16 protein-coding genes and 1 pseudogene are annotated in these 25,424 nt (G+C 42.9%); 9 read left to right on the top strand and 8 right to left on the bottom strand.

Annotated features, from left to right (window positions below):
• The first annotated feature begins 59 nt into the window (after positions 1 to 59).
• From ACRRU2_RS19680 to ACRRU2_RS19715, 8 genes are all read left to right on the top strand, one after another.
• Positions 60 to 1,799 (top strand): hypothetical protein, encoded by a 1,740-nt coding sequence (locus tag ACRRU2_RS19680; RefSeq protein WP_432504315.1) that lies wholly within the window; start codon positions 60 to 62, stop codon positions 1,797 to 1,799.
• 32 nt (positions 1,800 to 1,831) lie between these two features.
• On the top strand, positions 1,832 to 2,416 hold the full coding sequence (locus tag ACRRU2_RS19685) for a class D sortase (protein WP_432504317.1): 585 nt from the start codon (positions 1,832 to 1,834) through the stop codon (positions 2,414 to 2,416).
• A gap of 343 nt (positions 2,417 to 2,759) precedes the next feature.
• Positions 2,760 to 4,997, top strand: a complete 2,238-nt coding sequence (locus tag ACRRU2_RS19690; RefSeq protein ID WP_432504319.1) for a helix-turn-helix domain-containing protein — start codon at positions 2,760 to 2,762, stop codon at positions 4,995 to 4,997.
• 204 nt (positions 4,998 to 5,201) lie between these two features.
• Positions 5,202 to 6,158, top strand: coding sequence for an ABC transporter permease (locus ACRRU2_RS19695; protein ID WP_432504321.1), 957 nt, complete (start codon positions 5,202 to 5,204; stop codon positions 6,156 to 6,158).
• Positions 6,158 to 7,024: a carbohydrate ABC transporter permease gene (locus ACRRU2_RS19700; protein WP_432504323.1), complete on the top strand. Its 867-nt coding sequence runs from the start codon at positions 6,158 to 6,160 to the stop codon at positions 7,022 to 7,024. Before ACRRU2_RS19695 ends, ACRRU2_RS19700 begins: the two co-directional genes overlap by 1 nt.
• Positions 7,025 to 7,085: 61 nt before the next feature.
• Positions 7,086 to 8,702: an extracellular solute-binding protein gene (locus tag ACRRU2_RS19705; protein WP_432504325.1), complete on the top strand. Its 1,617-nt coding sequence runs from the start codon at positions 7,086 to 7,088 to the stop codon at positions 8,700 to 8,702.
• Between the two features lie 32 nt (positions 8,703 to 8,734).
• On the top strand, positions 8,735 to 9,529 hold the full coding sequence (locus ACRRU2_RS19710; RefSeq protein WP_432504327.1) for a M55 family metallopeptidase: 795 nt from the start codon (positions 8,735 to 8,737) through the stop codon (positions 9,527 to 9,529).
• A gap of 206 nt (positions 9,530 to 9,735) precedes the next feature.
• Positions 9,736 to 10,680, top strand: a complete 945-nt coding sequence (locus ACRRU2_RS19715; protein WP_432504329.1) for a DUF4434 domain-containing protein — start codon at positions 9,736 to 9,738, stop codon at positions 10,678 to 10,680.
• 305 nt (positions 10,681 to 10,985) lie between these two features.
• Here the strand turns inward: ACRRU2_RS19715 and ACRRU2_RS19720 are convergent.
• From ACRRU2_RS19720 to ACRRU2_RS19750, 7 genes and pseudogenes are all read right to left on the bottom strand, one after another.
• Positions 10,986 to 11,132, bottom strand: a pseudogene (locus ACRRU2_RS19720) (RICIN domain-containing protein); the annotation flags it as partial.
• 52 nt (positions 11,133 to 11,184) lie between these two features.
• Positions 11,185 to 11,988, bottom strand: a complete 804-nt coding sequence (locus tag ACRRU2_RS19725; protein WP_432504331.1) for a metallophosphoesterase — start codon at positions 11,986 to 11,988, stop codon at positions 11,185 to 11,187.
• Positions 11,989 to 12,072: 84 nt separating this feature from the next.
• Positions 12,073 to 12,786 (bottom strand): histidine phosphatase family protein, encoded by a 714-nt coding sequence (locus ACRRU2_RS19730; protein ID WP_432504333.1) that lies wholly within the window; start codon positions 12,784 to 12,786, stop codon positions 12,073 to 12,075.
• On the bottom strand, positions 12,783 to 14,126 hold the full coding sequence (locus ACRRU2_RS19735) for an ABC transporter substrate-binding protein (protein WP_432504335.1): 1,344 nt from the start codon (positions 14,124 to 14,126) through the stop codon (positions 12,783 to 12,785). The genes ACRRU2_RS19730 and ACRRU2_RS19735 overlap by 4 nt, the downstream gene beginning before the upstream one ends.
• Before the next feature lie 96 nt (positions 14,127 to 14,222).
• Positions 14,223 to 15,104 (bottom strand): carbohydrate ABC transporter permease, encoded by an 882-nt coding sequence (locus ACRRU2_RS19740; protein WP_432504337.1) that lies wholly within the window; start codon positions 15,102 to 15,104, stop codon positions 14,223 to 14,225.
• Positions 15,094 to 15,972, bottom strand: a complete 879-nt coding sequence (locus ACRRU2_RS19745) for a carbohydrate ABC transporter permease (RefSeq protein WP_432504339.1) — start codon at positions 15,970 to 15,972, stop codon at positions 15,094 to 15,096. Before ACRRU2_RS19745 ends, ACRRU2_RS19740 begins: the two co-directional genes overlap by 11 nt.
• Positions 15,973 to 16,104: 132 nt before the next feature.
• On the bottom strand, positions 16,105 to 17,115 hold the full coding sequence (locus tag ACRRU2_RS19750) for a LacI family DNA-binding transcriptional regulator (protein ID WP_331701687.1): 1,011 nt from the start codon (positions 17,113 to 17,115) through the stop codon (positions 16,105 to 16,107).
• Positions 17,116 to 17,968: 853 nt separating this feature from the next.
• On the opposite strand from ACRRU2_RS19750, the gene ACRRU2_RS19755 reads away from it, so the two are divergent.
• The gene (locus tag ACRRU2_RS19755; RefSeq protein ID WP_432504341.1) at positions 17,969 to 24,802 is read left to right on the top strand and encodes a beta-N-acetylglucosaminidase domain-containing protein; all 6,834 of its coding nucleotides are present in this window, start codon (positions 17,969 to 17,971) and stop codon (positions 24,800 to 24,802) included.
• Between the two features lie 49 nt (positions 24,803 to 24,851).
• On the opposite strand, the gene ACRRU2_RS19760 is transcribed toward ACRRU2_RS19755, so the two are convergent.
• Positions 24,852 to 25,397 carry a hypothetical protein gene (locus ACRRU2_RS19760; RefSeq protein ID WP_432504343.1) on the bottom strand — a complete coding sequence of 182 codons (546 nt, stop codon included), beginning with the start codon at positions 25,395 to 25,397 and terminating at the stop codon, positions 24,852 to 24,854.
• Positions 25,398 to 25,424 lie beyond the last annotated feature (27 nt).

A 25,424-nucleotide genomic window follows, 5' to 3' on the forward strand; every position in this document is an offset into this window, starting at 1 on the left:
GAACATTTGCTTCTTCTCTCAACTAAAGCCTGTCATAAAATCACAGCAGGGGGGATATTATGTCGAACCTAAATGCAGATTCCCTGTCTTCCTCTTTACTTGCCGATCTGGAAAGGTTTCGCTCGTATATAATAAAACAAGATTCATTTGCAACATTTACCCGTAAAAATAAAAAAGTAATTCTTTTTTTGTCGCTGGGCTACTTAGAGAAGAGAGCAAGGGTATTTACTGCTCAACACGTAAAATTTGATCAAGCATGGGAAGCTGTGAAGAAAAAGGCATTGCAATTCGTTAAACTAGATAAAACAGTTCCTTCTTCTTTAAAAATCGATATGGTCGATGAAAAAAGAACTTATTCCATACTCGAATTTATCAAGATCATGACGAGTACAAGAAAAAACTATTTTCGCCGCGGAGTATCGTTTCATCCTGATTTTAAGTATGCTTTTTTGGAACAAGAGGTAAATGGAAACTCCTTTATTCAAATTGATTCTTCTACGAATCGGGGTTATTTGAATGAAAGAAATATCCAGCATTACATAAAAACGAATCGTCCTGATTTGAAGCCTTTAGCTTTTAATGCCGTGAGTCAAGTAATTGCGTTTACGACAGTCAGTTTCTTTTATCAAGAAAATTCATGCTGGCCGCTGAAAAATACGGAGTTGGATTATGGTAGACGGGATACGAAATTAGATAGGGAGGAACTAAAGTATTTGATTAAATCTGGTGCTGACTTTCTAGCAAGAAATGTCCAGAGCAACGGTAAGTTCACCTATGGTTATTTTTCGTGTTTCGATGTGGAAATCAATTTTTATAATATGCTGCGTCATGCCAGTACGGTATATTCGATGTGCGAAGTCTATGAATGCTTTCCCGACGATGAATTAATGAGCGCTATTAAAAAAAGTTTAAATTACCTGATTGCCGAAGGAATTGCAATTGTTCCCAGCGGGCATGCCCAGGCTGCTTATGTAATTGATGGCATGGGGCCTGGAGAGCAGGAGATAAAACTTGGAGCGAATGCTGCTGCCATACTAGCGCTGACCAAATACATGGAGATTACAGGCGACTATCAATATTTGCCAATCGCCAGACAGCTGGCTCATGGCATCATCTCGCTCCAGAGAGAGGATGGAAGTTTCCGTCATGTTCTGCACTATCCATCTTTGGAGTTGAAGGAAGAACACCGGATTATCTATTATGACGGCGAGGCGGCATTCGCTATGATGAGGCTTTACAGAGTGGATCGAAATGAGCTGTGGCTGCAATCAGTCGAACGCGCATTCGAGCATTTCATCGAGCAGGAGTACTGGAAGCATCACGATCATTGGCTTAGCTATTGTACAAACGAATTAACAGAGTTCAAGCCTCTGCTTCGCTATTTTCAATTTGGATTATTGAATGTTCGGGACAAGCTGGATTTCATTTATCAGAGAGAAACCACGTATCCGACATTTTTGGAGTTAACCCTTGCAGCCTATCAAATGGTGGAAAGGTTGCACAAAACGGAGCATCGCGATTTGCTGAAGGCCGAATCCTTTGACGAAAAAAAGCTTGTCACCACGATTCATAAGCGAGCGGAATATCAGAGAAATGGATTTTTTTATCCGGAAATGGCTATGTATTTAAAAAATCCACAACGAATAATGGGCAGTTTTTTTATTCGTCATCACTCATTTCGAGCGCGAATTGATGATGTAGAGCACAATCTGTCTGGATATTGTCAATACTATAAGCAATTCTATCAACAGGAGCAAGAATTACCGAATCGCAGTTTCCCGGAAGAGCTCGTAACCTAGCCAAATTCACGATTAAGAAATCGGGTGAATTTATGAAAGCTATTATGAATATATTTGTCATTTTGGGGATAGCAGCTGTGCTAGTTTTTGCCTATCAATTATTCGATCAAGCACGGACCGAGCAGCAATCGTTAGTGCAGGCTGAGGCATATTTATCTAAGACGAAAGAAGATTTTATGGCGATGAAGAAGTCGAAAGCAGAAAATATCGCAAACTTTGCGGCAGAGCATCACGAGCCTTTTGCTATTCTTGAAATTCCAAAACTGGAGAAATCGCTGCCTATTGTTGAAGGTGTAGAGGCAGATGATCTGAAAAAAGGGATAGGCCATATTTCAAACACTGCGTATCCGGGCCAGGGGGAACAAATCGTCATATCTGGCCATCGCGATACGGTTTTCCGAGGGATTGGCGCTTTGGAAATTGGCGATCATTTTGTTGTAGACATGCCTTATGATACCTATACCTATGAAATCAGAGAGACAGAGATCGTCCCGGAGGACGACACGACTGTCATTAGGAGCATGGGGGAGGAAGTTTTAGTCGTAACAACCTGCTATCCTTTTAACTATGTGGGCAACGCCCCCTATCGATTTATCTATTATGCATATCCTCTCTAATAATTGCTGGAGTTAATAGTTGCATTATAAGCCGTTCGAATAGAACGGCTATTTTGCATTTCAAACCAAACATTTCAAAGTATCTTTTACAACGCTTTTCGCGGTTTTAAATTCCTCTTAATTGACCTAGATTCCAGTAGCAAAAGCTTAGGCAGTTCCGAAGAAGAGGGCTTCTATGATAGTATAATAGTATTTAGTCTACCGTAATGTCTCAGTTCGTAGAGCATGTAGTGTTTCTAGTTGTGATAATAAAATATTGTATTCCATAAACTGAAGTAGAAGAGAGGGTACTAGCATAAACATTCTAGCAAAGCTAAAACCAATCTCATATAAACAAAAGTTGATGCTTTTTGTTTTACTGATGAGCATCATTCCTGTCGTACTTCTAGGTATGTTTTCTGCATATTTTGCCTCAAACATGATTCAGCGGGAAGTTGATCATAATCATCAGATTATTCTTAGCCAAATAAAGTATCAATTCGATTCCATTATACGAAGTCTAGAAAAAAATTCAGTACAGCTGGCGAACAATACAACTATTGGCGAAACTGTAAAAACGACTCCTGATCAAAATATAACGCCCTTTTTAACTGCTATAGATTCTATACAGTGGCAGCGGGGACTTTCTGAGGTACCTTTTGATATTTCGCTGATTTCAAAACATTCCGGGAAAGTATATTCAACCATTTATGGCTATATTAACGAATCACAATTTAAATATAACAGCATGTTAAACAACACAAATATTAGCTATAACTCATCCATCGTTATTCCCCCAAACAGCAGCCAAGGCCAACACGAGCTATTGCTGCTCCGTCCGGTACCCGCTTTTTATAGTGATGAACCGGATGGGATTTTAGTTCTGCATGTTTCGCTAGAACATCTAACTAAATTATTTGAGCATGTACAGCTTGGAGGAAATCGCCAGCTGTTAGTTGTTGATAACGAAGGTAAAATAGTCATGAGTCAAAATCAAGATGAAATAGGAACTCGCTTGACAGTCTCCTCGGAGTGGTACGGGATTTGGGCTAATCCCGAAGGAGATTTAAAAAATATTACGAAGCAAGGTGTTTCTTACAGACCATCGATTCAAAAGTCTACATTTAATAATTGGACCTACATTGCGATGACACCTGACAAGGATTTAACGCGTCAAGCTCAAAGCATACAAGGGCTGACCTGGGTCGTAGTATTGTCTTTGATCGTGGTGTGGGGAATAATAGCACTATTTGGTTCTAATCGTTTATATATTCCAATTCAACGCCTATTGTATAAGTTTACAGGAGAATTTAAAGCAGATCACAACCACCGTGATGGTATAGCGGTGCTGGATACCTTTATTCAGCTAATGGTAAAAACGAACGAAAAGCTAAAATATGAGTTAAGTGAACAGTTGCCTTATTTAAAGGAAACGGTGTTTCAGCAAATGATCAGAGGCGAAATGTCTGAACAGGAAATTCATCGAAAAACGGAGCAATATGGATTTCCGCTCAAAGGAAGAGTATTTTATGTTTGTGTAGCGGATCTAGAGAGATTTGTTATATTTCAAGAGGAGTACAAAGAAAAAGATCGTTCGTTAATGATGTATGCTCTAAGAAGGATGATGGAGGAGCTGTGTGAAGAATCATTTTCTTGTGCTACTGCGATTCCTTTGCCCGGCCAAGTTGCCATGATTATCGGAATCGAAAAGCCGGGCGGGGCAACAGAGCGTGAGTGCGAGAGAATTGCTGGCCAAGTTCGAGTTAAAGCAATGGAGCTTTTCCAATTATCTGTTACCGTTTCATTAAGCTCTGTATATATTGGATATGACAAAATAAGCGATGCGTATCAGGAAGCAAATGAGCTGCTTAGCTATCGATTGCTGTTAGGCTCAGGCGACGTTATACTTCGGCGTACGATCGACCCTGTTACACGTCAATCGGGGCAGTCACTCGTGAAATGGCAGAAGAAAATTGTGCAAAGCCTCGCAATTGGTAATTTAGAGGAGGCCAAGGAGCATTTGGTGCAAATGCTTCGCTTAGTTCCCCAATATGCACATAATTCTGAAACCGTGTTAGGATTATTTGCTTATTTGTTAGGTGAAATTGACCATTTACTGCTAGAGTGGGGACAAAATGAGGCAGATAGTCAAGAAATCAGCTGGTATAAGGAACTGTATCAAATGAATTCTTTACAAGAGGTAAGACAGTGGTGTGAAATGACTGTGTTTCCAAAGGTTATAAAGGCATTAGAGGAAGCGAATTTTCCAAAGCAGTCGAAGATTGTTCAGCAAGCGATCTATTATATTCATGAAGAATTTACAAAGGATTTGTCCTTGCAGCAGCTAGCAGATCGATTTGGAGTAACTCCTTCACAAATGAGCAGATTTTTTAAAGAAGAAACCTCCATTACGTTTGGGGATTATTTAATTAAGGTACGTATGGAGCAGGCTCAAAAGTGGCTTATTTATACGGATATGCCAATCAAAGAAATTGCTGATCGTTTGCGTTATACGTCAGTAACGAATTTCAATAGAATTTTCAAACAATTTTCAAGCGAACCACCAGGACAGTATCGTAAAAACAATAGAGAAAATTCGTAGCCGATAATGAAAGGCTGTAACAAGACCCTATTGATAAGGCCCATATTGAGCGTATAAAAGATAACAATTCCGTGTATTTTGCGGGGTTGTTATCTTTTTATTCGGGAAATTATCTTTTTTCTGCTGTCTTGTATAAGAGATAATTGCCCTGCAATTTAAGTTGTGGAACTATTAGCTTATCGCTTAAAGAAAGAGAGGGGAACAATGAAACCATCAGAATCATTACAAGCGCTGCCAAGTGGAAAAATGAAAATGCTTACATCTATAAGAAAGCGTATGTGGAAGGATCGGTACTTGTTAATCATTGCTCTGCCAGGTATTTTGTATTTTCTCATTTACAAATACTTGCCCATGGGTGGATTAGTACTTGCCTTTATCGATTTTAATCCATTCAAGGGTATGCTCAGCAGCCCATGGGTTGGATTTACACATTTTGAAAAAATATTTGAAGATAAAGAAGTTATCAGTGTTCTATGGAATACACTAAGTATTTCATTCCTTCAAATCGTATTTGCATTTCCAGCGCCAATCATTGTTGCATTAATGTTAAATGAAGTTAAAAATGCGTTCTTTAAACGTACGATTCAATCTATAGTCTACTTGCCGCATTTCCTTTCATGGGTAGTTGTTGTAGGGATCAGTGTTATTTTCCTTAGAGGAGAAGGGTTAGTTAACCGTTTTATTGTTGATTCCTTTGGATGGAGTGCGATTCCATGGTTAACCGATCCGGCGTTCTTCAAGCCATTGATCATTGGACAGGTGATATGGAAGGAAGTTGGTTGGGGAACGATTATTTTTCTTGCAGCACTAGCAGGAGTAAATCCTCAATTATATGAAGCGGCTATTGTGGATGGTGCGAATCGCTGGAGACAAATATGGCATATTACACTGCCTGCTATTCGAGGCACGATCGTCATATTGTTAATTCTACGATTGGGAAGTGTTATGGATGTGGGCTTTGAACAAATATTTCTCATGCTGAATCCTTTTAATCGTAGTGTGGGCGAGGTTCTGGATACCTATGTCTACCTCAAAGGTATTGAGCAGTCAGATTATAGCTTTGCTACAGCAGTTGGATTATTTAAAGGCTTTGTCGGACTTTTACTTGTAGTTGGTGCGAACTTCTTAGCTAAACGATTCGGTGAGGATGGTGTCTATTAATGAAAACAATAAAATGGTACCTCTCTCCCTTTTCGATAGTTAACTATATTGCCTTATGCTTACTTTCACTTGCTATGCTATTTCCATTCATGTATGTAATAAGTGTTTCATTCTCATCCTATGAAGATTTTCTTCGAAGCGATTTTATGTTTTTTCCGAAAACCTGGATTCTAACATCCTATGAATTTATATTAAACTCCAAGCCTTTTATTAGGGCGGTCTGGGTAACTGTTAAATTAACAGTTATTGGAACATTCGTTAACTTATTATTTACGACTACGTTTGCTTATTCGCTATCAAGACCTATGATTGGGCGGCGCGTCATCATGCTTTTCGTAGTGTTTTCTTTACTTTTCACTGCAGGTATGATCCCAACCTATTTAGTCGTTCTAGAAACGGGGTTAATGAATTCGCTTTGGTCTTTAATTATCCCCGTTGCCATTAGTCCTTATAACTTGATCGTTATGCGTCAGTTTTTCTTGAGTATACCTTCTGAATTGAATGAAGCAGCAACAATCGATGGCGCCAATGATATTCAAGTATTTACAAAAATCATTTTGCCGCTGTCTAAGCCTTCACTTGCAGCTTTTGGTCTTTTTTATGCCGTTGCTCATTGGAATAACTATTTCACCGGGGTTCTGTATTTGAACAATCCAAAGGACTGGCCAATACAAGTTGTACTCCGCCAGATGATCATTATTAACGAGCCGAATACGACACTAGGCATTTTGTCAGAGCATGCACCGCCAGCGGAAACGATCCAAATGGCAGCCATTATCGTAGCAACATTGCCTATTTTGTTCGTCTATCCGTTTCTGCAAAAACATTTTGCCAAGGGGGTGATGTTAGGTTCAGTAAAAGGCTAACCGCCCAAAGCATGGAGTAGTAGGATAGAGATTCGACAACTAACTTAATGGGGTGAACGCAATGTCATTTAAAAAGAAGGCAACTTCTGCAGCAGCAATAATGATGTCCGTATGTATGCTGGCGGCATGCTCTAGTAACTCAAACAATGGACCAGCTAGTCCATCTCCATCAACGGCACCATCTAATACAACGGCTCAAGGAAATGCAACGGATACAAGCTCTAAAAAGTTCACAATTACTTCAATTGATTATCGTTATGCAGGAAATGTCCCGGCCGTTGACGGTAAAGGCATTAGTATGATTAACGAGAAATTTAATATCGACTTTCAGCCGCAAATCGTGGTTGTTACCGACTATCTTCAAAAGCTGAGCGCCGTTGTTGCTTCCAATGAGCTTCCCGATATTATTACACTAGAAAATCATCAAGATGCCAACTATGTAAAATGGGCGAAGCAAGGTGCGTTTTTACCGCTAGATGAGTACATGGATCAATATGAAAGCTTTAAAATGATTCCCGAGGATATTCGCAAGTCTGTAATGGTTGACGGGAAAATGTACGGTATTCCGCGTTACTCCGCGGAAAACTATTCCTTGACTCCAATGATCCGCAGAGACTGGCTGGATAATCTTAATTTGAAGATGCCTACTACTTACGAAGAGCTGAAGGAAGTTGCTCTTGCGTTTACATTCAACGATCCGGACCAAAACAGTAAAGACGATACGTATGGTCTGGCCATGTCAAGCAACATTAACCCGCCATATTCGATGGGCGCCTATTATGATTTCCTTGCTTGGTACCATAAGGATGAAGAAGGCAACTATGTACCAGGTATCATTACTGATGTCAGAAAAGAATTGCTAATGTGGATTGCTGACATTTATAATCAAGGTGCAGCTACTCCTGACTTTGCAGTATTGAACTGGGGTCAAACAAACAATGAATTCTACGGTTCAAAAGCGGGTATCTTTATCGGGACACCTCGCGGTATGAGTGATACAAATTCACAAGCATTGTCAGATATTGCACCTGGAGCTGTTCTTGAGCCGATTCCCCCATTCGCAGCGCCAGATGGCTCGCAAGGCTACACATCGGGCCCGGGCTTTTCAGGTATTACATTAATTAATGCAAAGCTTGCTAAGGAGCCAGAAAAATTGCAACGTATTTTTGAGTTCCTGGACTTCGGCCGACAATTCTATACAAGCGACCAAAAGAATTCTTCTAACGCAGATTTTGACTGGCTGCATGGCAATGAAGGTTCAGGCTTTACAATTGAGGATGGCCAATTGAAGCTTGAAAGCAGTGAGTTGGGCTTGAAGCCTCGCGACTACTACCCGGATTCCAATGGTTGGGCGCCTAGTGATGAGGCTAACGAATATTCAAGTACCTATAAAGTACCTATTTTGAAGGAAGCTGCTAAGAAGTTTGAAGAAATGCATGCAAGCACCCAGCATTACTTTAATCCAGTAAATGCAGTGTTCTCAGAAGTGAGACTTGCAAAGGAAGCTGAGCTTTGGAAATACATGTACGATGAGCAAACGAAAATGATTTATGGTCAACGCCCATTCTCAGACTGGGATAAGCTAGTTGAAGAGTGGAAGAGCAGGGGCGGAGCCGAAATGATTAAAGAAGTGAATGATGCGATTAAGGCGGCTGGCATTCAAGGATACATGAAGTAATTTGGATATTATGCAAATAGTAGGTGTTAGCCATGAAATTTTATGTTAGTGCAGATATGGAAGGGATTTCTGGCATTATGCTTCCGGATCAGCTATTACGCGGAGCACCGCTCTATGAAGAAGCGCGTCATTTACTAACCATGGAAGTGAATGCGGTTACTGAAGCGTTAGTAGAAGCCGGCGCAACTCAAATTATTGTCAAAGACGCACATGGAAGCGGCTTCAACTTCATTCCTGAGTTGTTGCATCCTGCAGCAGATTATGTAATGGGGGCAACTCGGGTTGAACAACGATTTCCAGGTCTTGATAGCAGCTTTGATGGCGCTTTCTTACTCGGATACCATGCAATGAATGGAACTCGAGAGGCCGTGAGGGATCATACCATGACATCGCAAGGATGGCAATCCATACAATTGAACGGTCGAATGATTGGTGAGATTGGATTGGATGCTCTGATATTTGGTCTATATGGAGTTCCCGTATGCTTAGTATCTGGTGACGATAAAACCTGTTCCGAAGCGGAAGATGAGTTGGGCGACATAGTTGTATATGCAACAAAAACAGCAACTGGCAGGCACTCCGCTATAATCAAGCCTCCTTTACGTTCTCGTCTAGAGCTGAAGGATGCGGTCAAGCAAGCAGTGCAGCATACTGCTTTCTGTAAGCCGTATTCATTACCTGGACCGTATGAATTGATGATGCGGTTTCTTCATACGGAACAGGCTGATGCTAGAAGATATGATAATGTGAATGCGCAACGAATGGATGGCTTGACAGCCGTGTACAGAAGTGAAAACTTAATCGATCTTTTGGCTGCAGCGTTTTAATAGGAGTACTGTAATTTATACATCGATTTATGAAAGTCATTGGAATGTTAATTCAGAATTAGAGGCTTGCTGATTGCAAGCCTCTTTTTTGAAAAGAACTCAAATGATATTGAGATTGAAGAGGCAGGCTATTAGCCAAAGCAAATGGTTTTGGAAAGGATGTTTTGCCGCTCACGGTATTATTAATGGGATGGGGGACAATGGGAATGAAGCAAAAAATACTCCCGATTAGCGGGACTTGGTTTGATTTTCATCATTGCAATCCTTATGAAGGAGATTATTGGAATCACGCTACAAACCAATTTACTGCCCAAGATTGGGATAGTAAAATGGAAGAGATGGCAGAGGCGGGGATGGATACCTTCATGCTGCTATCCGTTGCCCTTCATGGCAAAACCTTTTACCCTTCCGAAATTATTAAGTATCGCTGGAATTTAATATGCGAGGACCCGCTCGATGCTGTTTTAAAAGCAGGTGACAGGCTAAACGTTAACATTTACATCGGTCTTGGTTTTTTTACAACACCTGCATTTCATGATTTTATTGACGAAAATAATGCCGAGCGGTATCGCTTAGATATCATAAGAGAATTAGTGGAGCGTTACGGACATTATCGATCCTTTGCAGGCTGGTATTTGCCAGTAGAAGCTGGTATTAGAGGATATTATCCGGAAGGCTATATTCGTTATGTTAATAAAATGTCGGATCAATGCCGAAAAATAGGACCACAAACGGTCATCATTGCACCTTACGGCACACGAACGATCCACTTCGACGGGAGGTTTGTAGACGAAGTCAAGGCACTTGAAGTTGATTTCATTGCCTATCAAGATCAAGTTGGTGTAAATGCATCTCAACCAGAGGAATTGCACCACATTTACTCTCAATTAAGGGAAGCGCATGATCAAGCAGGCAAGCCATTATGGGCGGATCTGGAGACCTTTAAGTTTCAGGGGAAGGTATTGGTGCCGGCTCCATTCCAGCGAGTCCGCCAGCAAATTGAAGTATTATCTAATTATGTGGATAAAATTGTATGTTATCAATACCTTGGATTAATGAATAAGCCTGGAAGCTTAGCGTTTGCAGGACACGAAGACTCGACGAAATTATATCAGGATTATGCGGATTTTATAAAGGAAGCGAATCTCTGATAAGAGGCTTGCGATTATGAGAGGATATACTATCTGTCAATGGCAAGGGCAAGAGCAAGAGCAAGAGGAATGATCTTTTTCTTGGCACGCAGGCGCCCGCTGGTACCAGCGCCTAGAAGTCAAGACCACCCGCTGAGCGGGTGGTCTTGACTGGATATATAGAGTTGTTTCTTTGTATTATCACGTGCGTTTCAATATAAAGTTGAGGCCGTTCGAGCTTCCGGAGTTGTACCACATCAGGATATTGGCTCCTGGCGTGACTGAACTGGAGCTGATGTCCAGGAACAAACCGCTTCCAGCGTTAATCAGTATTTCGTGCCATTCTGGACGATCCACCAGCGCTGCGCTGCGGTATCGTTGCTTGCGTTCTGGGCTACCGGATTGCTCAGCACATTAACGCCGTTCTTGTATTCCATGACCTTTCCGGTGAGGGTATTGGTTATTTTATAAGAACCGTCGCTCTGACGCTACTGCCGATATATCGGACTTGATTCCTCTATCTTCTCAAAACTCTAGCAACACCCGCCGGGTGGGGCGGCCATGGTTGCGGGTGCTGTCGTATACGGCGGCGGTCATGCCGCTGGCGCCCACCTCCACCACCCAAAAACAGGTGCGGGTCCGCCCATTTACCACTGATCGCAAGGTGTGATAGCCAATGCCGTTCTTCACGCTTCTATGCCCGGTGTGCATATGTCCTTGAAGCACCACTACACGTTTATTGCAGTTTTCCAGTATGCTCCGCACCGCAGGAGCGTTTCGGATGACATGGGGGTCCTCGAAGTCATCCAGAAGGGCATGGACCATCACCACCACGATGTCCGGCTGTGCCGCCGCCAGATCGGCTACGAGCCAGCTCAGTTGGGATTGGGGCAGGTAGCAATTGTCCCATTCCCCGATTCCCGGCTGGTGGGGCATGCCTTCGGCGTCGAAGTTGCAGTCCAGCGCAATGAAGTGCACACCCTTGTGGTCAAAGGAATACCAGGTCTGTCCACCGGGCATCTCCCAAAGCGCAGCCAGTTCGTTGCCAGGCACTGAGTCTACATCGTGATTTCCCAGCAGATAATACATGGGGCCGCGAAACTGGCGCATGATCGGCATGATGGCGGTCAGCGCCTCCCGGCCCTTGTCCGGCTGACCGGGCCAGTCGATGAGGTCTCCCATGTGTACGCAAAAATCCACTGGCACACCGTTGAACGCGTCAATACATTGCCTCGCTTTGTCTAAGGTGTTTCGATAATAACGCCCTATCCGCATGGGGCGGTCTGCATAGTGCATGTCTGTCATCAGACCAAAACTGAAATGTTCCATCTCAATGCTCCTCCGGTCGTGCGTTTGTGATTGAGCCATGTGCAATGATAAAAACCAGCCCCGAAATCTCGGGGCTAGCTTCCGTCAATGGAAATTGTAGAGCAACCCGCTGGTATTGTTGTTCAGCCCAAGTGAGAACAGGTGTGAGGTATCGCCGATGCACACCAGCCTCGGGTTGATCCGTTGCTGATCATATTGCTCGAGAAGTACTGTGGATACAGAGGAGGGCGGCAGCCATACCGAACGCCAGAGTGCTGCCACCGGTATGTCCATAATCAACGACAACAATGCCAGCCCGACGCCATGGTGGCAGAATATCGCCACATCTTTGTCCACAAGCGGGGTATCGGTCGTCCAGCCCTTGTCGGTCACCTGGATGTGAGCCTGCCGCAACCATTCGAGCCAGCCGGTGCGCAATTCATGGAAACGGTTGGCGGTAAGTGGCTGAGGGAAAAGATCGCTATTCGCTGCGTGCTTTCCTTCCTCGCCCTCGGCCTGGCGCAGCTGATGCCCCGGCAGGTTCCAGATCACCACCGGGTCCGGCAGCACGCTTGAATCGGGGCTGGCTGTCAAATCACTCATCTCCCGCATCCATTCCAAGATTTGCACGGGTATCCCTGTTCTCTCGGCGGTATACCCGGCTGTGGCCTTGGCCCGCCCCATAGGTGACGAATAGATTTGCGCTAGAGGCAGACGCTCCATGCGCTGAGCCAGCGCCTGAGCTTCTCTTTTGCCCAGGTCTGTCAGGTTGTCATTCTCGTAGTCCGGGTCGCCGTGTCGAATAATATGCAGCCTCATTTTCCGTTGTCCAATAAGGCTTGAGCTTCTTTTTGTGCCCGCTGCAGCGTAGCAGTGATGTCGGCATTGTTCAGATAGCTCTCATCCAGTGCCAATTTGAAGGTGTTGGACACATCGCCGAAATTCTGCCGGATCATGTAAGGGCTCTGCAGGATCGGAAGGAGCTCTACTGTCGTGGCATACTGTGGCTTCTCGGCGAACATGGCCTTAATCTCGGGCAAGTCGTAGGAAGAGTGACGCACTGCGAAGTACCCGGTAGCAATCATCCACTCAGCGGAAACTTCCGGGCTGGTCATGTATTTCACAAATTCCCAGCTGGCGTCGATCTTCTCCTGAGGGTGCTCGTCGATGATAATAAAGCCGCCGCCGCCCAAGAGGGAAACAGGGTCTTTGCCATCGCCTGCGGGAAGAGGGGCGATACCCCAGTCGAAAGTAGCGGTCTTGGACACATTGCCCAAAGAGCCACTGGAGTTTGTCATAATAGCAGTGGTCTCGGCCAAGAAGTTCTCCGCCGCGCCGCCGTAGCTGGTGTTGTCCTCTGCCAAGCCAGCGTCCATTAAACCTTTAAAAAAGTTGACGGTCTCGATGAGTTTGGGATTGTCGAGGGACATGGTGTCCATATCCGCATGGATGGCGCCGCCATTGGAGAGCGCCAAGGCCTCGGTCATCCACACGTCGCCCATAAACTCAAGCGGTACAAGTTTGGCATCATAAGCCTTGAGGGCTTCGGTAACCGTTTTCAATTCGCTCCAGGTTGCTGGAGGATTCTGAGGGTCCAGACCGGCGGCCGCCAGTATATCTTTATTATAATAAAGAATGGTGCCGCTGTGCTGGAAAGGCATACCGTACAGCAAATTGTCAGGGTAGCTGAACAGCGTGAAGAAGCCCGGTACATAGTCGTCTAGGAAACCAGCGGGTTCCTTGGCGATCAAGGTGTTCATATCCACCAGTGCGTCAATGCTGAGCAAGTTGGAGAGGTTGTAGCCGCTGAGGACCACGTTAGGGGCATTGCCGCCCGAGATGGCCGTCAGAGTCTTTTGCAGCGTTTCATCGTAGTTGCCAGTGAAGGTCGCGGTCACGTGGATGCCTTTGTTCGCCGCATTGAATTTTTCCACAATCTTCTCCATAGCAACAGCCAAGGGACCCGAGGTCTGGGTTGGAAAATAATAGACCAGCTCAACCACCTCGCCCTTACTGGCTGGTGCGGAGGCATTGGCGGTTGGTTTGGCTGACGTCTGGGAGTCCGGTGGAGTAGACGAGTTGCCACTGCAACCGGCCAGAAAAACGAGAATCAGGGATAACGCAGTACCTAGCAGTGCAAACCATTTTTTGTTCTTCATAGATCATTTCCTCCGTTCAATATATTATTACACACGAAATTCGCGTATAATATAACGTTACAGGCATTGCTGGTCCAAGGTCAGGAACGTGGCCGGCTATTTAATGCCTGAGGTGACGAAGCTGGCCACCAGTTGACGCTGGAAAAACACCAAGGCGATCAAGAGCGGTAAAATGACCAATATGGCCGCCGCCATTGTCAGCCCCCATTCGGAAGCGCTTTCTGCCTGAGTGCCAAAGTAGGCCATGCCCACGGCAAGGGTGCGCTTTTGCACGGATTCGGTGATGACCATGGGCCAGAAATAGGAGTCCCATTGATACACCAAGGATGTAATTGAAAATGCGATTATACGTGATTTTATCATCGGAATGCCAATTACCATCATGTATCTAAAATCACCACAGCCGTCGATGCGGGCACTGTCTTTCAGTGCGGTGGGGATCTCCATAAATGCCCCGCGGAATATGATGATAGATATAGCCGAGGCAAAGCTGGGAAGGGCGATGCCTAGCAGGGTGTTGTACAGGTTAAGCCCGTTGATGATGAGGTAGTTGGGCAACAGCAGGCTTTCTGGGGAAACCAGCAGCCGCGCCAGTACAAACAGGTAGAAGAAGCTCTGGAACTTGAACTTAAAGTTGGAGAAAGCGAAAGCAGCCGGAATGCTGATACAAAGCTGGGCGACTAAAACTCCCACTGCTACGATGATGGTGTTTTTGTAAAAAACATCCCAAGGTGCGCGGCGCAACACTTCTTTCATATTCTCCACGAACATAAACTCCGTTGGGATGATGGCCATTGGATGCTTCAGTATGTCCACCTGGTCCTTCATGCTTGTGATGAAAATCCATGCCAAGGGGAACAGGAACACAATACTGGCAAGCAGAATAATGGCGTTAAAAACCAACTTGGACGTTATTCTTTTGCGTCTGGCAGCCATGCCGCTTTTGTCTCGGATATACCCTCTTGCTTCAGCGCTCATATTCTACCCTCCGCTCGCCAAGTCGTAGATAAACAATTGTGAAGATAAATAATACCGCTAGGAATAACGTGCTCATTGCACTGCCGTAACCAATTTGCCGGTTGATAATGCCTTCCTGATAGATGTAATACATCAGTACATTGGACGAATGGCCCGGGCCGCCCTGGGTCATGATGGCGACGAGATCCATGGATTGGAAGCTGCTGGTGACGGATAGAAGACAAACCACAAACAGAGTGGGCATCAGCATGGGCAGCGTGAGCTTGAAATAGCGCTTGATATGGCTGTTTGTTTCCAGCGCCGCGGCCTCATAATAGTCCTGAGAGATATTCTGCATCCCCGCCAAAATCAGTAAAAAGCTGAATCCCAGAGATTTCCATACCGAGACGACGATGAGTGCCAGCAAGGCGTAGTCGTAGCTATTCAACCACTGAATACGTTGGTCCAGCAGCAGGTTAATGGCGCCGCGGGAAGGGTTATACATGTAGATCCACACCATTGCGGCCACTGCGATGGGTAACACGAAGGGGTAAAAAGCGGACATCCGGAATAGTGTGCGGAATTTAACGATTTTGCTGTTGGCTATCGCGGCAAACAGCAACCCCAGCACCACGGTGAGAATGACTTGGGCAAAGCCGTAAATGGCCGTGTTCCCAACAATGCGCCAGAAGTGCCGATCCCCGTTGATGGCCTCATAGTTTCCAAGACCGATAAATTGCATTTGGGTAAAGCTGACGTTAGTATCCATAAAGGATAGATATACGGTTCGCAGCATAGGGTAAACACTGAACACCCCAAAGATGATCACCATGGGCAAAATATAAAGATACGGTTTAACCGATCTAATGGCCAAGGATCCTCTACTCAATAGCTTCCCTCCGTTCCAAATCGAATAATATGAAAATTAATTCAAAAAAGTAATAAAATGTAATATCGAAGACATGGCGAATGGAACCGCTTCCACTCGCAGTCTAGATTGTTAATGATTCAGTTGGAAAAACTAAGGACAGGATTGACGTATAATAAGTTCTGGCTTGACGATATAATGCTTCTCTGGGCTAGGGTCGAAACCATCTTTGATTATGGAAACGATTCTTTCACTCGCCACTTTTGCGTGCTTATCTATAAAGGTACGCACCGTGGTAAGGTGCGGAGAAAACCACTGGGCCATGGGAATGTCGTGGCTGCCCATCACCGATATCTGGCCTGGCACCGAGATTCCGTTGTCCTGTAACGCACTGATGACCCCCAGGGCCATGGTATCGTTGTAGGCAAATATGGCGTCGTATTGGCGCATCCGATCCAGATTGGCCACAACGGTGTCGTAGCTCGATTTGAAATCAAACTGGGTGAAATAGATGTCTTCTTCCAAGATTCGCATATCTTTTTCCGCCAAAGCATCCATCAAGCCCTGCGTGGTTATATCGCCGGACTGGTGATTTCGGTTGCGAATATACGCAATACGCTTGAATTTTCGCTTTGCGAAGTGTTCGCCCACCAGATATCCCATCGTATAGTTGTCGAAAGAGACGCTGGGAATGAATTGCATCTTCTCGTTGCATCTCGTCATGGAGAACAAATGGATGGAAAGGCCCTTTAGATACTCGATCACAGCGTCATTCTCGATTCTGCGGAATAGGACCAGTCCCGCCAGCTGCCGCTTTTTGATGACCCTGTCCAAAGCGTCTACATCTTCGGTTAAAGTCACGTCGTTCAGGAAAATGGGGTCGAAATCATGCTTGGACAGTTCAGCCTGAATATAGCTGAATTGAAGAGCGCGAAAATCGTCTTCCATGAAGCTGTTAAAATAAGTGTGCATCAATAATCCAATGGAATTGGACGTTTGTGTCCGCAGGTTCCTGGCATTCTCATTGAATTCGAAATTGTGTTTTTTGGCGAGTTCAATTATTTCTTGCTTTCGGCGCTCCGATATTTGATCGGACCCGTTAAGGGCGCGCGATATGGTGGATTGTGAAACGCCAATGAGCTTGGCTAATTCCTTTGATGTCATCCGCATTTCGCTATTGTTACATCTCCTTTGTCACATGCATCTTCTCCGCCAGTGCACTTGATGGAAAAGCCTGCTACATTTACGCATTCGTATGAGTAAACACATTTGCTTGCGAGTTACGCATTCGTATGCGTTAATTATTTTTATCATACGCTGGGTTTTCTTGTCAAGCGTTTTGTGTAAAATCGTGTTGTGCAACTAACTCTTTTAAAGATAAAATTGGCCTACAAAGGCGGACGCTGCCGCTTCTCCATTCCCAATCTTACTCTCCGAGCCCTATCTTATTGCTTTTTCATAGTTGTCCACAATTAATCGACACCCTTCTGTGAGGCGCTAGAACATATGCTTATTGGCTCCCCTTGTAGCGGAAAAAGTTTTTGTGGAACGAGCACTCGCGCGTTAAACTAACTGCATTTCCTGTACTTAGTTTTAAGAAATTTGGCTTTTTTGTGATTCTAAGGGGAAAAACTGCACTTAGTTTGGCGCGTTTCGCAATATATAGGGGAATTCCTTGAAACTAGATGCATGAAATCCATGTAGAACCGTTTATTCGATAAAAAAGCAGAATCTAGATGTATAAAATGTACTTAGCTACCGCGAGCTGGACGAGATGGATGTAGACTGGGTCGATTCTTCCTTGTATGCATTATTGACAAGCTCATATTTGCAGAGTTCGAGATATTCTCTGATGAGCTTTTTTTTTGTTGTGGATTATCAACAGGATGGGGTTTGTAAAGGTTGTAATAAACTTCATACTTACCGTTCTATACCAATTTGGATACGCTTACAAGTAAAGAGTTTGAAAAATATGTTAAAAGAACTTTTGAAATCATCTAATCAGGAGGTATTTTTAATGGGGAAAAAAATGAATGCCAAGAGTAGGCTTAGTAAGCTAAATTCAACAGTATTAGCTGTGGTTTTATGCGTAACAGTGTTATTTTCAAACGTTATGCCAGTAAATGCATTTGTGCCGCCAACAGATGATAGTATTCCTACATTGTTAAAAGAAGGATTTTCTGACTATGCAGACAAGTACGAAATTTATCCTGTCCCGCATTCTACTACATACTTAGGGGAGGAACGTTTTACTCTAGGAAATGGAGTGAATCTGGTCTTTGAAGACGGTGAAAATGGTATTGATGTGTATACCAAAAACTTTCTAAAAGAGATTCTGGATAAATATAATGTAGCCTACACGGAAAGTGACCAGATTGATAATAATAAAACAAATATTTTAGTAGGAATATCAGGTTCAGGTGACATTGTTGACAGCTACGTTAATAGCGCTATTACTATGAATAATGGTCCTGATTTATTTGATAAAATTGACTCCTATATGTTAGATGCCCAGGAAGATGTTATTACTATTTTAGGGAAAGACACAGATAGCGTTTACTATGGCATTGCCACTCTGCAGATGATGTTTTCCTCATTCGCAGGACTGTATTTCCTGCCAGTACATATTGAAGATTGGGCTGAAATGAAGTACCGCGGTATTGTAGAAGGGTTTTACGGCGCTTGGGAGCATGAAGGGCGTGCCAGCTTAATGCGCAGCTCCCGAGATGTAAAAATGAACAGTTTTGTATATGCCGCAAAAGGGGATGAATACCATAGGTCAAAATGGGCAGAACCATACCCCGGGAATCAAATAAACCAGATAAAAGAGCTTGTGGAAGTAGGGAAAGAAACAAAGGTTAAATTTGTTTGGTCTGTGCATCTGGAGTCCTTTTTTAGAGGAATAACGATAGACACACATCCGCAAGAGTATGAGAAACGTTATAATCTATTAACTGCAAAGTTTGATCAGCTCTATGATGCTGGTGTTCGGCGTATCGATGTACTAAACGATGATTTCGGGTCTGGCAGTAACGAAGATGTTGTAGCGCTGCTAAATCGCCTAATGACAGACTACGTTGATCAAAGAGAAGGTTTAGAACCGATTGTTTATTGTCCACAGGGATACAACGTTAATTGGTCAGGGAATGGAAAAGAGCTTGAAGCTTTAAGCAAGCTTGATAAACGTATTATGATTTACTGGACGGGCCAGGATGTGAATAGTCCTATTGCCCAAAGCAGCATTGATTATCTTATTAATAAAACGGGCCTGGAACCTATGTTTTGGATCAACTATCCAGTAAATGAGCATGCAAAATCAGGAATTTACCTGGGAGAGATCAGCCACTATGTCCGTGATGGTGTAAATGGACTTGGAGGTGCTGTATCTAACCCGTCTCAATTTACAGAAACAAATAAAGTAGGATTATTCCAGCTGGCTAGCTTGTTTTGGAATAACCAAAACTATAGCGAGTATGCCGTAACGCTTTGGGAAGACAGCTTTAAATATCTGCAGCCAGAAGTATATGAGTCTTATCTGACGATCGGAAGAAATGTTGCTAACGCACCTAATTCTTCTCGTGTAGCAGGTTTTCCAGAAAGTGAATATATAAAAGACAGTCTAGAGAAAGTGTTAGCCTATGCAACCTCCGGTAAGCCTATATCGCAGGATGAACAAACCTTGGAATTACTAAGGGAATTTGATAACATACTATTCGCTGTTGAAGATTTTCGGAAAAATGGCAATAACCTTCTCTTGATCGAAGAGCTGGATCCGTGGCTTAGATCATTAAAGGATGTTGCGACTGCTGGCAAGGAAGCTATCCAAGCAGTTATAGCACTGGAACAGAAGGATGTGGACACGGCTTGGCGAAGTCTATCGACTGCCAGCAGAGCCCTTTCAACTTGGGACAGTTATACGACCTTTCCTAATGAGACGCGTGCTAAAGCAGGTACTAAAAGGCTGCAGCCTTTTGCTGCAGGGTTAATTCCCTTTGTAACCAATAAACTTACTCCTCTCCTTAATCCTGACAGCACGGAGTTTCTCGCTTCTTTTTATGGGGTAATGGGTGGACAACAAGTAAGTGACTCTAGTAATACAGCCAAAATATTTGATGGCAATTTAAGCACCTATGCTAGTTTCCAAACTGTACAGAAAAAAGATGACTATTTCGGAATAGACATTGGAAGGGCTATATCCGTCAATAGTATCTCCATTTTACAAGGAAAAAATGATACAGATCACGATTATTTTCATAAGGCTGCATTAGAATACTCCACTGATGGTGACAAGTGGAGCACCTTAGTGCCGCTTGTGGATTCACGCAGCATCGAAATGAAGGAGCTTAACATTAAGGCTCGGTATATACGAGTTCGGCTTGTTGAAACTGGAACCCCGGGAAAACCGGATTATTGGACCTTTATCCGTGAATTTAAGATTAATGGAAACGCTTCCCCGTTTGGTGTATTCACTAATGTAGATGAATTAAGAGATAGTGCCATTGCAGTAGATGGTACTGACTATACGCTTACTGCAGCATCAGATAAAATAACCTTGCCTGCTAAAGGATATGTGGGAATTAGCTTGTCAGAGATTGTGGGAGTTCATGCTATTTCAGTAAATCCTGCGTTACCAAATGGAATTATGCTGGAATATTCCTTAAATAAAGCCCAGTGGGAAGATGCCTCTGCTTTATCTGGAAATACTGCCCTGCGTTATGTCAGGCTATATAATACCAGTGATGAGCCCATAACCTTTGATTTTGATCGTTTATCTGTTTCTTTAACCAGAGTAGACATGAAACCTAAGGTTATTGAAACCAATTTAAAGAATGCTTTAAAGGAAGGCAGCTGGGAAAATCTTTTTGACGGAAAGGAAAACACTTTTGCCTGGACCAATGAGGCTCAAGCAATGGGACAATACATCACGGTAGACCTTGGTGTGCTAACAAAAGTATATGATGTAGCCCTTTTAACGGATGATGGAAATCCACAAGTTTATAATGGAACCCTTTCTATATCAGAAAATAAAAGTGATTGGACGACAATTGCCACTGTTAATGATGGTGGAGGTGATAGTCGTTTAGACCCTCCGTATCGTTATGTGGAGGGGAATGGCAATGGAATGATGACCAGATACATTAAATTGGAGATTACCAAAAATAATGGCTATTACTTAAAGCTTCATGAATTAGAAATAAACAAAAAGGCAGAAGAAGAAGAAACAATCAGTGCTTTTTCTGGAATACCCATGGGTCAATTTGAGAATATGGTAGATGGAAATTTATCCACCATGTTTGCTCCTGGCCTTATAGATATTGAAGATGGTTATTTTGAATATATACTCTCCGACAATGTGAACGTAGATAGTATTAATATTTTACAAGATCCTAATAGCATTTCTAAAGCTGTCGTTAAAGCACAGTCCTTAGATGGTAATTGGACCAATCTTGGGATACTTGATAAAAGCGCCACTATGTTTGACACCAGCCATTTGAATGGCATACAAAAGCTGCGTCTGGAATGGGGTAAGAATACGACACCTGCCATTGCAGAAATTTTCTTTTCTACTTCAGGAGAAAATGGAGTGGATCCAGATGACGAGATTTCAATCGTTTATCCTAGTATCTTTAGCGTACCGCCCATTGAAGATGTAACTGTTAATAATGGTACCCCATGGGAAATGGTAGGACTGCCAGAAAAGGTGAGCGTAACACTTAGTAATGGGAAGACAGCTCTGCTGCCTGTAAACTGGAGTGCTAGTAAATACGATTCTTTAACTAAAGGAGAGTATACAGCAACTGGAAGATTGTTGCTTCCTTCGAACATAACAAACCCAGCTCAAATAACACTGACTGCTAAAGTAACCGTTAAAGCTGGAATGGGAGAAACAAAAGAAGGAAACCTTGCTCTTAACCAGCCTGTAGAAGTTTCAGGTTTAGAGATAGCGGGATCTTGGTCAGGTGAAAACATAGTAGATGGGAATTTAGATACCCGTTGGAGCGCCAATAAGATGAAAGAGAAGGATGATCTAAATCCGGCTAATCAAATATCTGGAGCTAACTGGGTTGTTATTGATTTAGGCGAAGGTAATAATACAATTGAAAGTTTAGATATTTATTACCATGCTAAAGCTAGCGGTACAAAATATGAAATTCAAGTTTCAGATGACAAGAGTACGTGGACAAAGGCAGCAGAAGTAAATAAGGAGCCTACTGACGTTCAAAATGAACAGCACACTATACCAGTCGATTCGAATGGGGAAGGCAGATATGTACGCATATACTATAAAGAGATGAATATTAATGCAAAAGCTGCTAATGGTATTAGTATTAAAGAGATTGTGGTAAATGGCAAGAAGACGTTTGGTACATCATCTGAACCAGAAAACCTTGCATTGCAGCGACCAACTTATGTATCGGGTACAGAGACTCAGAATTTCCCGGGCTCTAACGCAGTAGATGGGACAAATAGCCGCTGGAGCAGTAATCTTATGAAAGAGAAGAAAGATCAGCCAGTAGGTCAAGAACAAAATCCGGCCTGGATTATTGTAGACTTAGGTGATGATGTAGATAAGATTAGCTCAGTTTCGGCAAAATATTACAACCTCGTTTACGGTACAGCATATGTTATGCAGTTATCTGATAGCAAGGAAAGTGATGCTAGCTGGGAGACAATTCACACCATTAGCAAGCCACATGGGGATGCCGGTAATCCTACTGATGTAATTACTTTTGATCAGCCGATTGCGGGAAAACGTTTTATTAGATTATACTTCACCCAAATGAATGTGGCTGCAGCAGGTCACGCTATCGGGTTAGAGGAATTAGTAGTAACAGGCATCCGTAAAGTAGATGAGGATCCAAATGTTATTAAGGTAGAACAACAAACTGCTTTCGGTATTTTAGGGACGGAATTTAACAATCTCACCTTGCCTAAAAGAACAGTAGTAGAGTTAGCAGATGGCAGTTCATTAAGCCTGCCAGTGGTTTGGAATAGCGAAGGGTATGATGCTAATGTTAAAGAACAAAATTTAGCTGGAATATTATCCTTGCCTGACAACGTCTCAAATACAAATGATATTAAAGCTACTGTTCGTTTAATCTTGGAAGATACACCGCAAATCACTTCTGCCGTTGCCAAAGGAATCACGGTTGCTTTCGGTACAGATTTTGATGAACTGCCGCTGCCTGGCAAGGTTGTTACTGAACTAGATAATGGATACAGCGTACTGTCTAGCGTTAATTGGATGGAAGGTAATTATGATTCAGAGCTTGAGGGAGATCAAACCCTTGATGGAACGTTGATTATCCCTGAAGATGTTGCAAATACACAAAATATTAAAGCTAAAATTACTATTACTATTCTACCTGCTATAGTAGAAACTTCTGACCTCGAGATGGAAATACAAGAGATAGAAGAAAAGATTACAAATGGTGAACTGGTCGAAGCAAACTATACAGCAGCAAGCTGGAGTGCTTTACAAACTGCACTTGAAAAGGCTAAAGAATTACTTCAAGGTGAGCCTACACAGGCAGAAGTGCGAGATATTTTATTAAATCTTAAAAATGCACGGAGTGGACTACGAATAGACGACAAGGAAGAAGATGGAGGAACTAGTGGAGGTCCAATTATTACAGGCCCCAATAAACCAGCCATAACGATCGATCAAAACGGCACTAAATTAGATGTGGATAAAATTGATAAAACAAAGCCTTCTGTTGTGCTTGAGGTTACTCCAAACCAATATGGCATCGTATATGTCAATATAGCCGCCAGCATTTTAACCGATATTGAGAGTGAAAACTCTAATTTAGTTTTTGAGGTTAAAGCCCCATATGGCAGTTATCAGGTGCCTGTAAATCTTGCATCCTTGGTTTCAGAGTTTGACAGCATAATTGCCGAAAACCATTTAAAAGCTGAGGATATAGACTTTTCCATAACGATAACTGATAAATCAAGTGATAAGGAAATTCAAAAAATACTAAAAGATGCATGGCCAAATGGTAAGGTTATGGGTGCCGTATTAGACTTTTCTATCGATATAATTAATAGAGAAACAGGGAAGTCTGTGGGTAAAGCAGATTCATTTGCAAAAGATATTAAAAGGGTAATCTCAATGCCGGAAGGTATGAGAAACATGCCAGAAACATGGGGAGCTTTTTATTACAATGAAGCGCTTAAAGCATTAGAATTTGTTCCAGCCAAAGCCACTAAGATCGATAATGCGTGGTATGTAACGATTAGTTCAAACACCAACAGCATGTATATAGTAGTTGAAAATAACATTAAATTTGCAGATGTAAATGCAGACTATTGGGGAAGGGCTGCTATCGAAAAGGCAGCAGCTAAAGGACTTGTTAAGGGTGTCGGAAATGGATTGTATCAGCCTGATAAAAAAGTTACCAGGGCTCTGTTCGTGCAAATGATTGTCAATGCAATAAAGCTGCCAGCGATACAAGAGGATACAAAAATGTATACTGATGTAACGCAAGATGAATGGCATTACAATGCCATTATGAAGGCAAAGTCTGCAGGGCTATTGGCATATTTTCAGTCCAGGAGCTTTATGCCGAATGCTCCTATTACTCGAGAGGAGATGGCAAGTATTTTAGCAGAGGTTTTAAGATATGAAAAGATTGCTATTACAAAGGATCATATTGATTTAGGCAATAAGTTTAGTGATTATGATCAGATAAATACAAACTTACAAACAGATATTGAGTTAATTTATAAAATGAAGATTATGCAAGGTACGTCCGCAACAACTTTTGCTCCTAAAGGTGCAGCTACAAGAGGACAGGCGGCAACTGTACAAATGAATTTACTCAAAGCATTAGATATGATTGATTAGTAATATAGATGGCAGGGAGCGGGCTGGTTCGCTCCCTTTTTTTTATATTTTAAGTTAGTTGTGGTGCTTTTTTGGGCCAAACAAAATAGGCGATGGTAATTAAAAGATCGATGCCCAATATTCTTGACCACCAACGTATTGTACTCGCAAGAGCCTCGGTTCTTTCTGGATCCTGAACGATGTAAATGAGTCCGAACAGACAGCCTATACCAATTGCGTAGGCAAGAGCATGTTTAAGCCAGCTTTTTAAATAATGTCGTGCATAGTCATAGCCATAGCGTTTAATCGGTTTATCACCCTGCTTGAGGATGTAAAAGCGGAATCGTTTATCTGCCCAAACAATTATGCTTTTGCCGAAAGCGATGGATACACCGATATACACGGCAGAAATCGCATGCGCGGATGTTGCAGTAGCACCGCGATACAGGTCGAGCCCTGTAATGATAAGCAAGATTAAATCAATGACCGGAGTTAGCGCAAGCAGAAGGAAGCCTAATCGTTCCTTTCGCAGCAGGTACCTTGCTATTAACCCTGTAATAATGATAACCCAGAAAGCAACCTCGCATGCAACAATCATCCAAGCAACAAAATTCATAAAGCCCCCCTTAATAATACGAGTGTA

Source organism: Paenibacillus sp. GXUN7292 (assembly GCF_050864975.1).
Taxonomy (GTDB): Bacteria; Bacillota; Bacilli; order Paenibacillales; family Paenibacillaceae; genus Pristimantibacillus.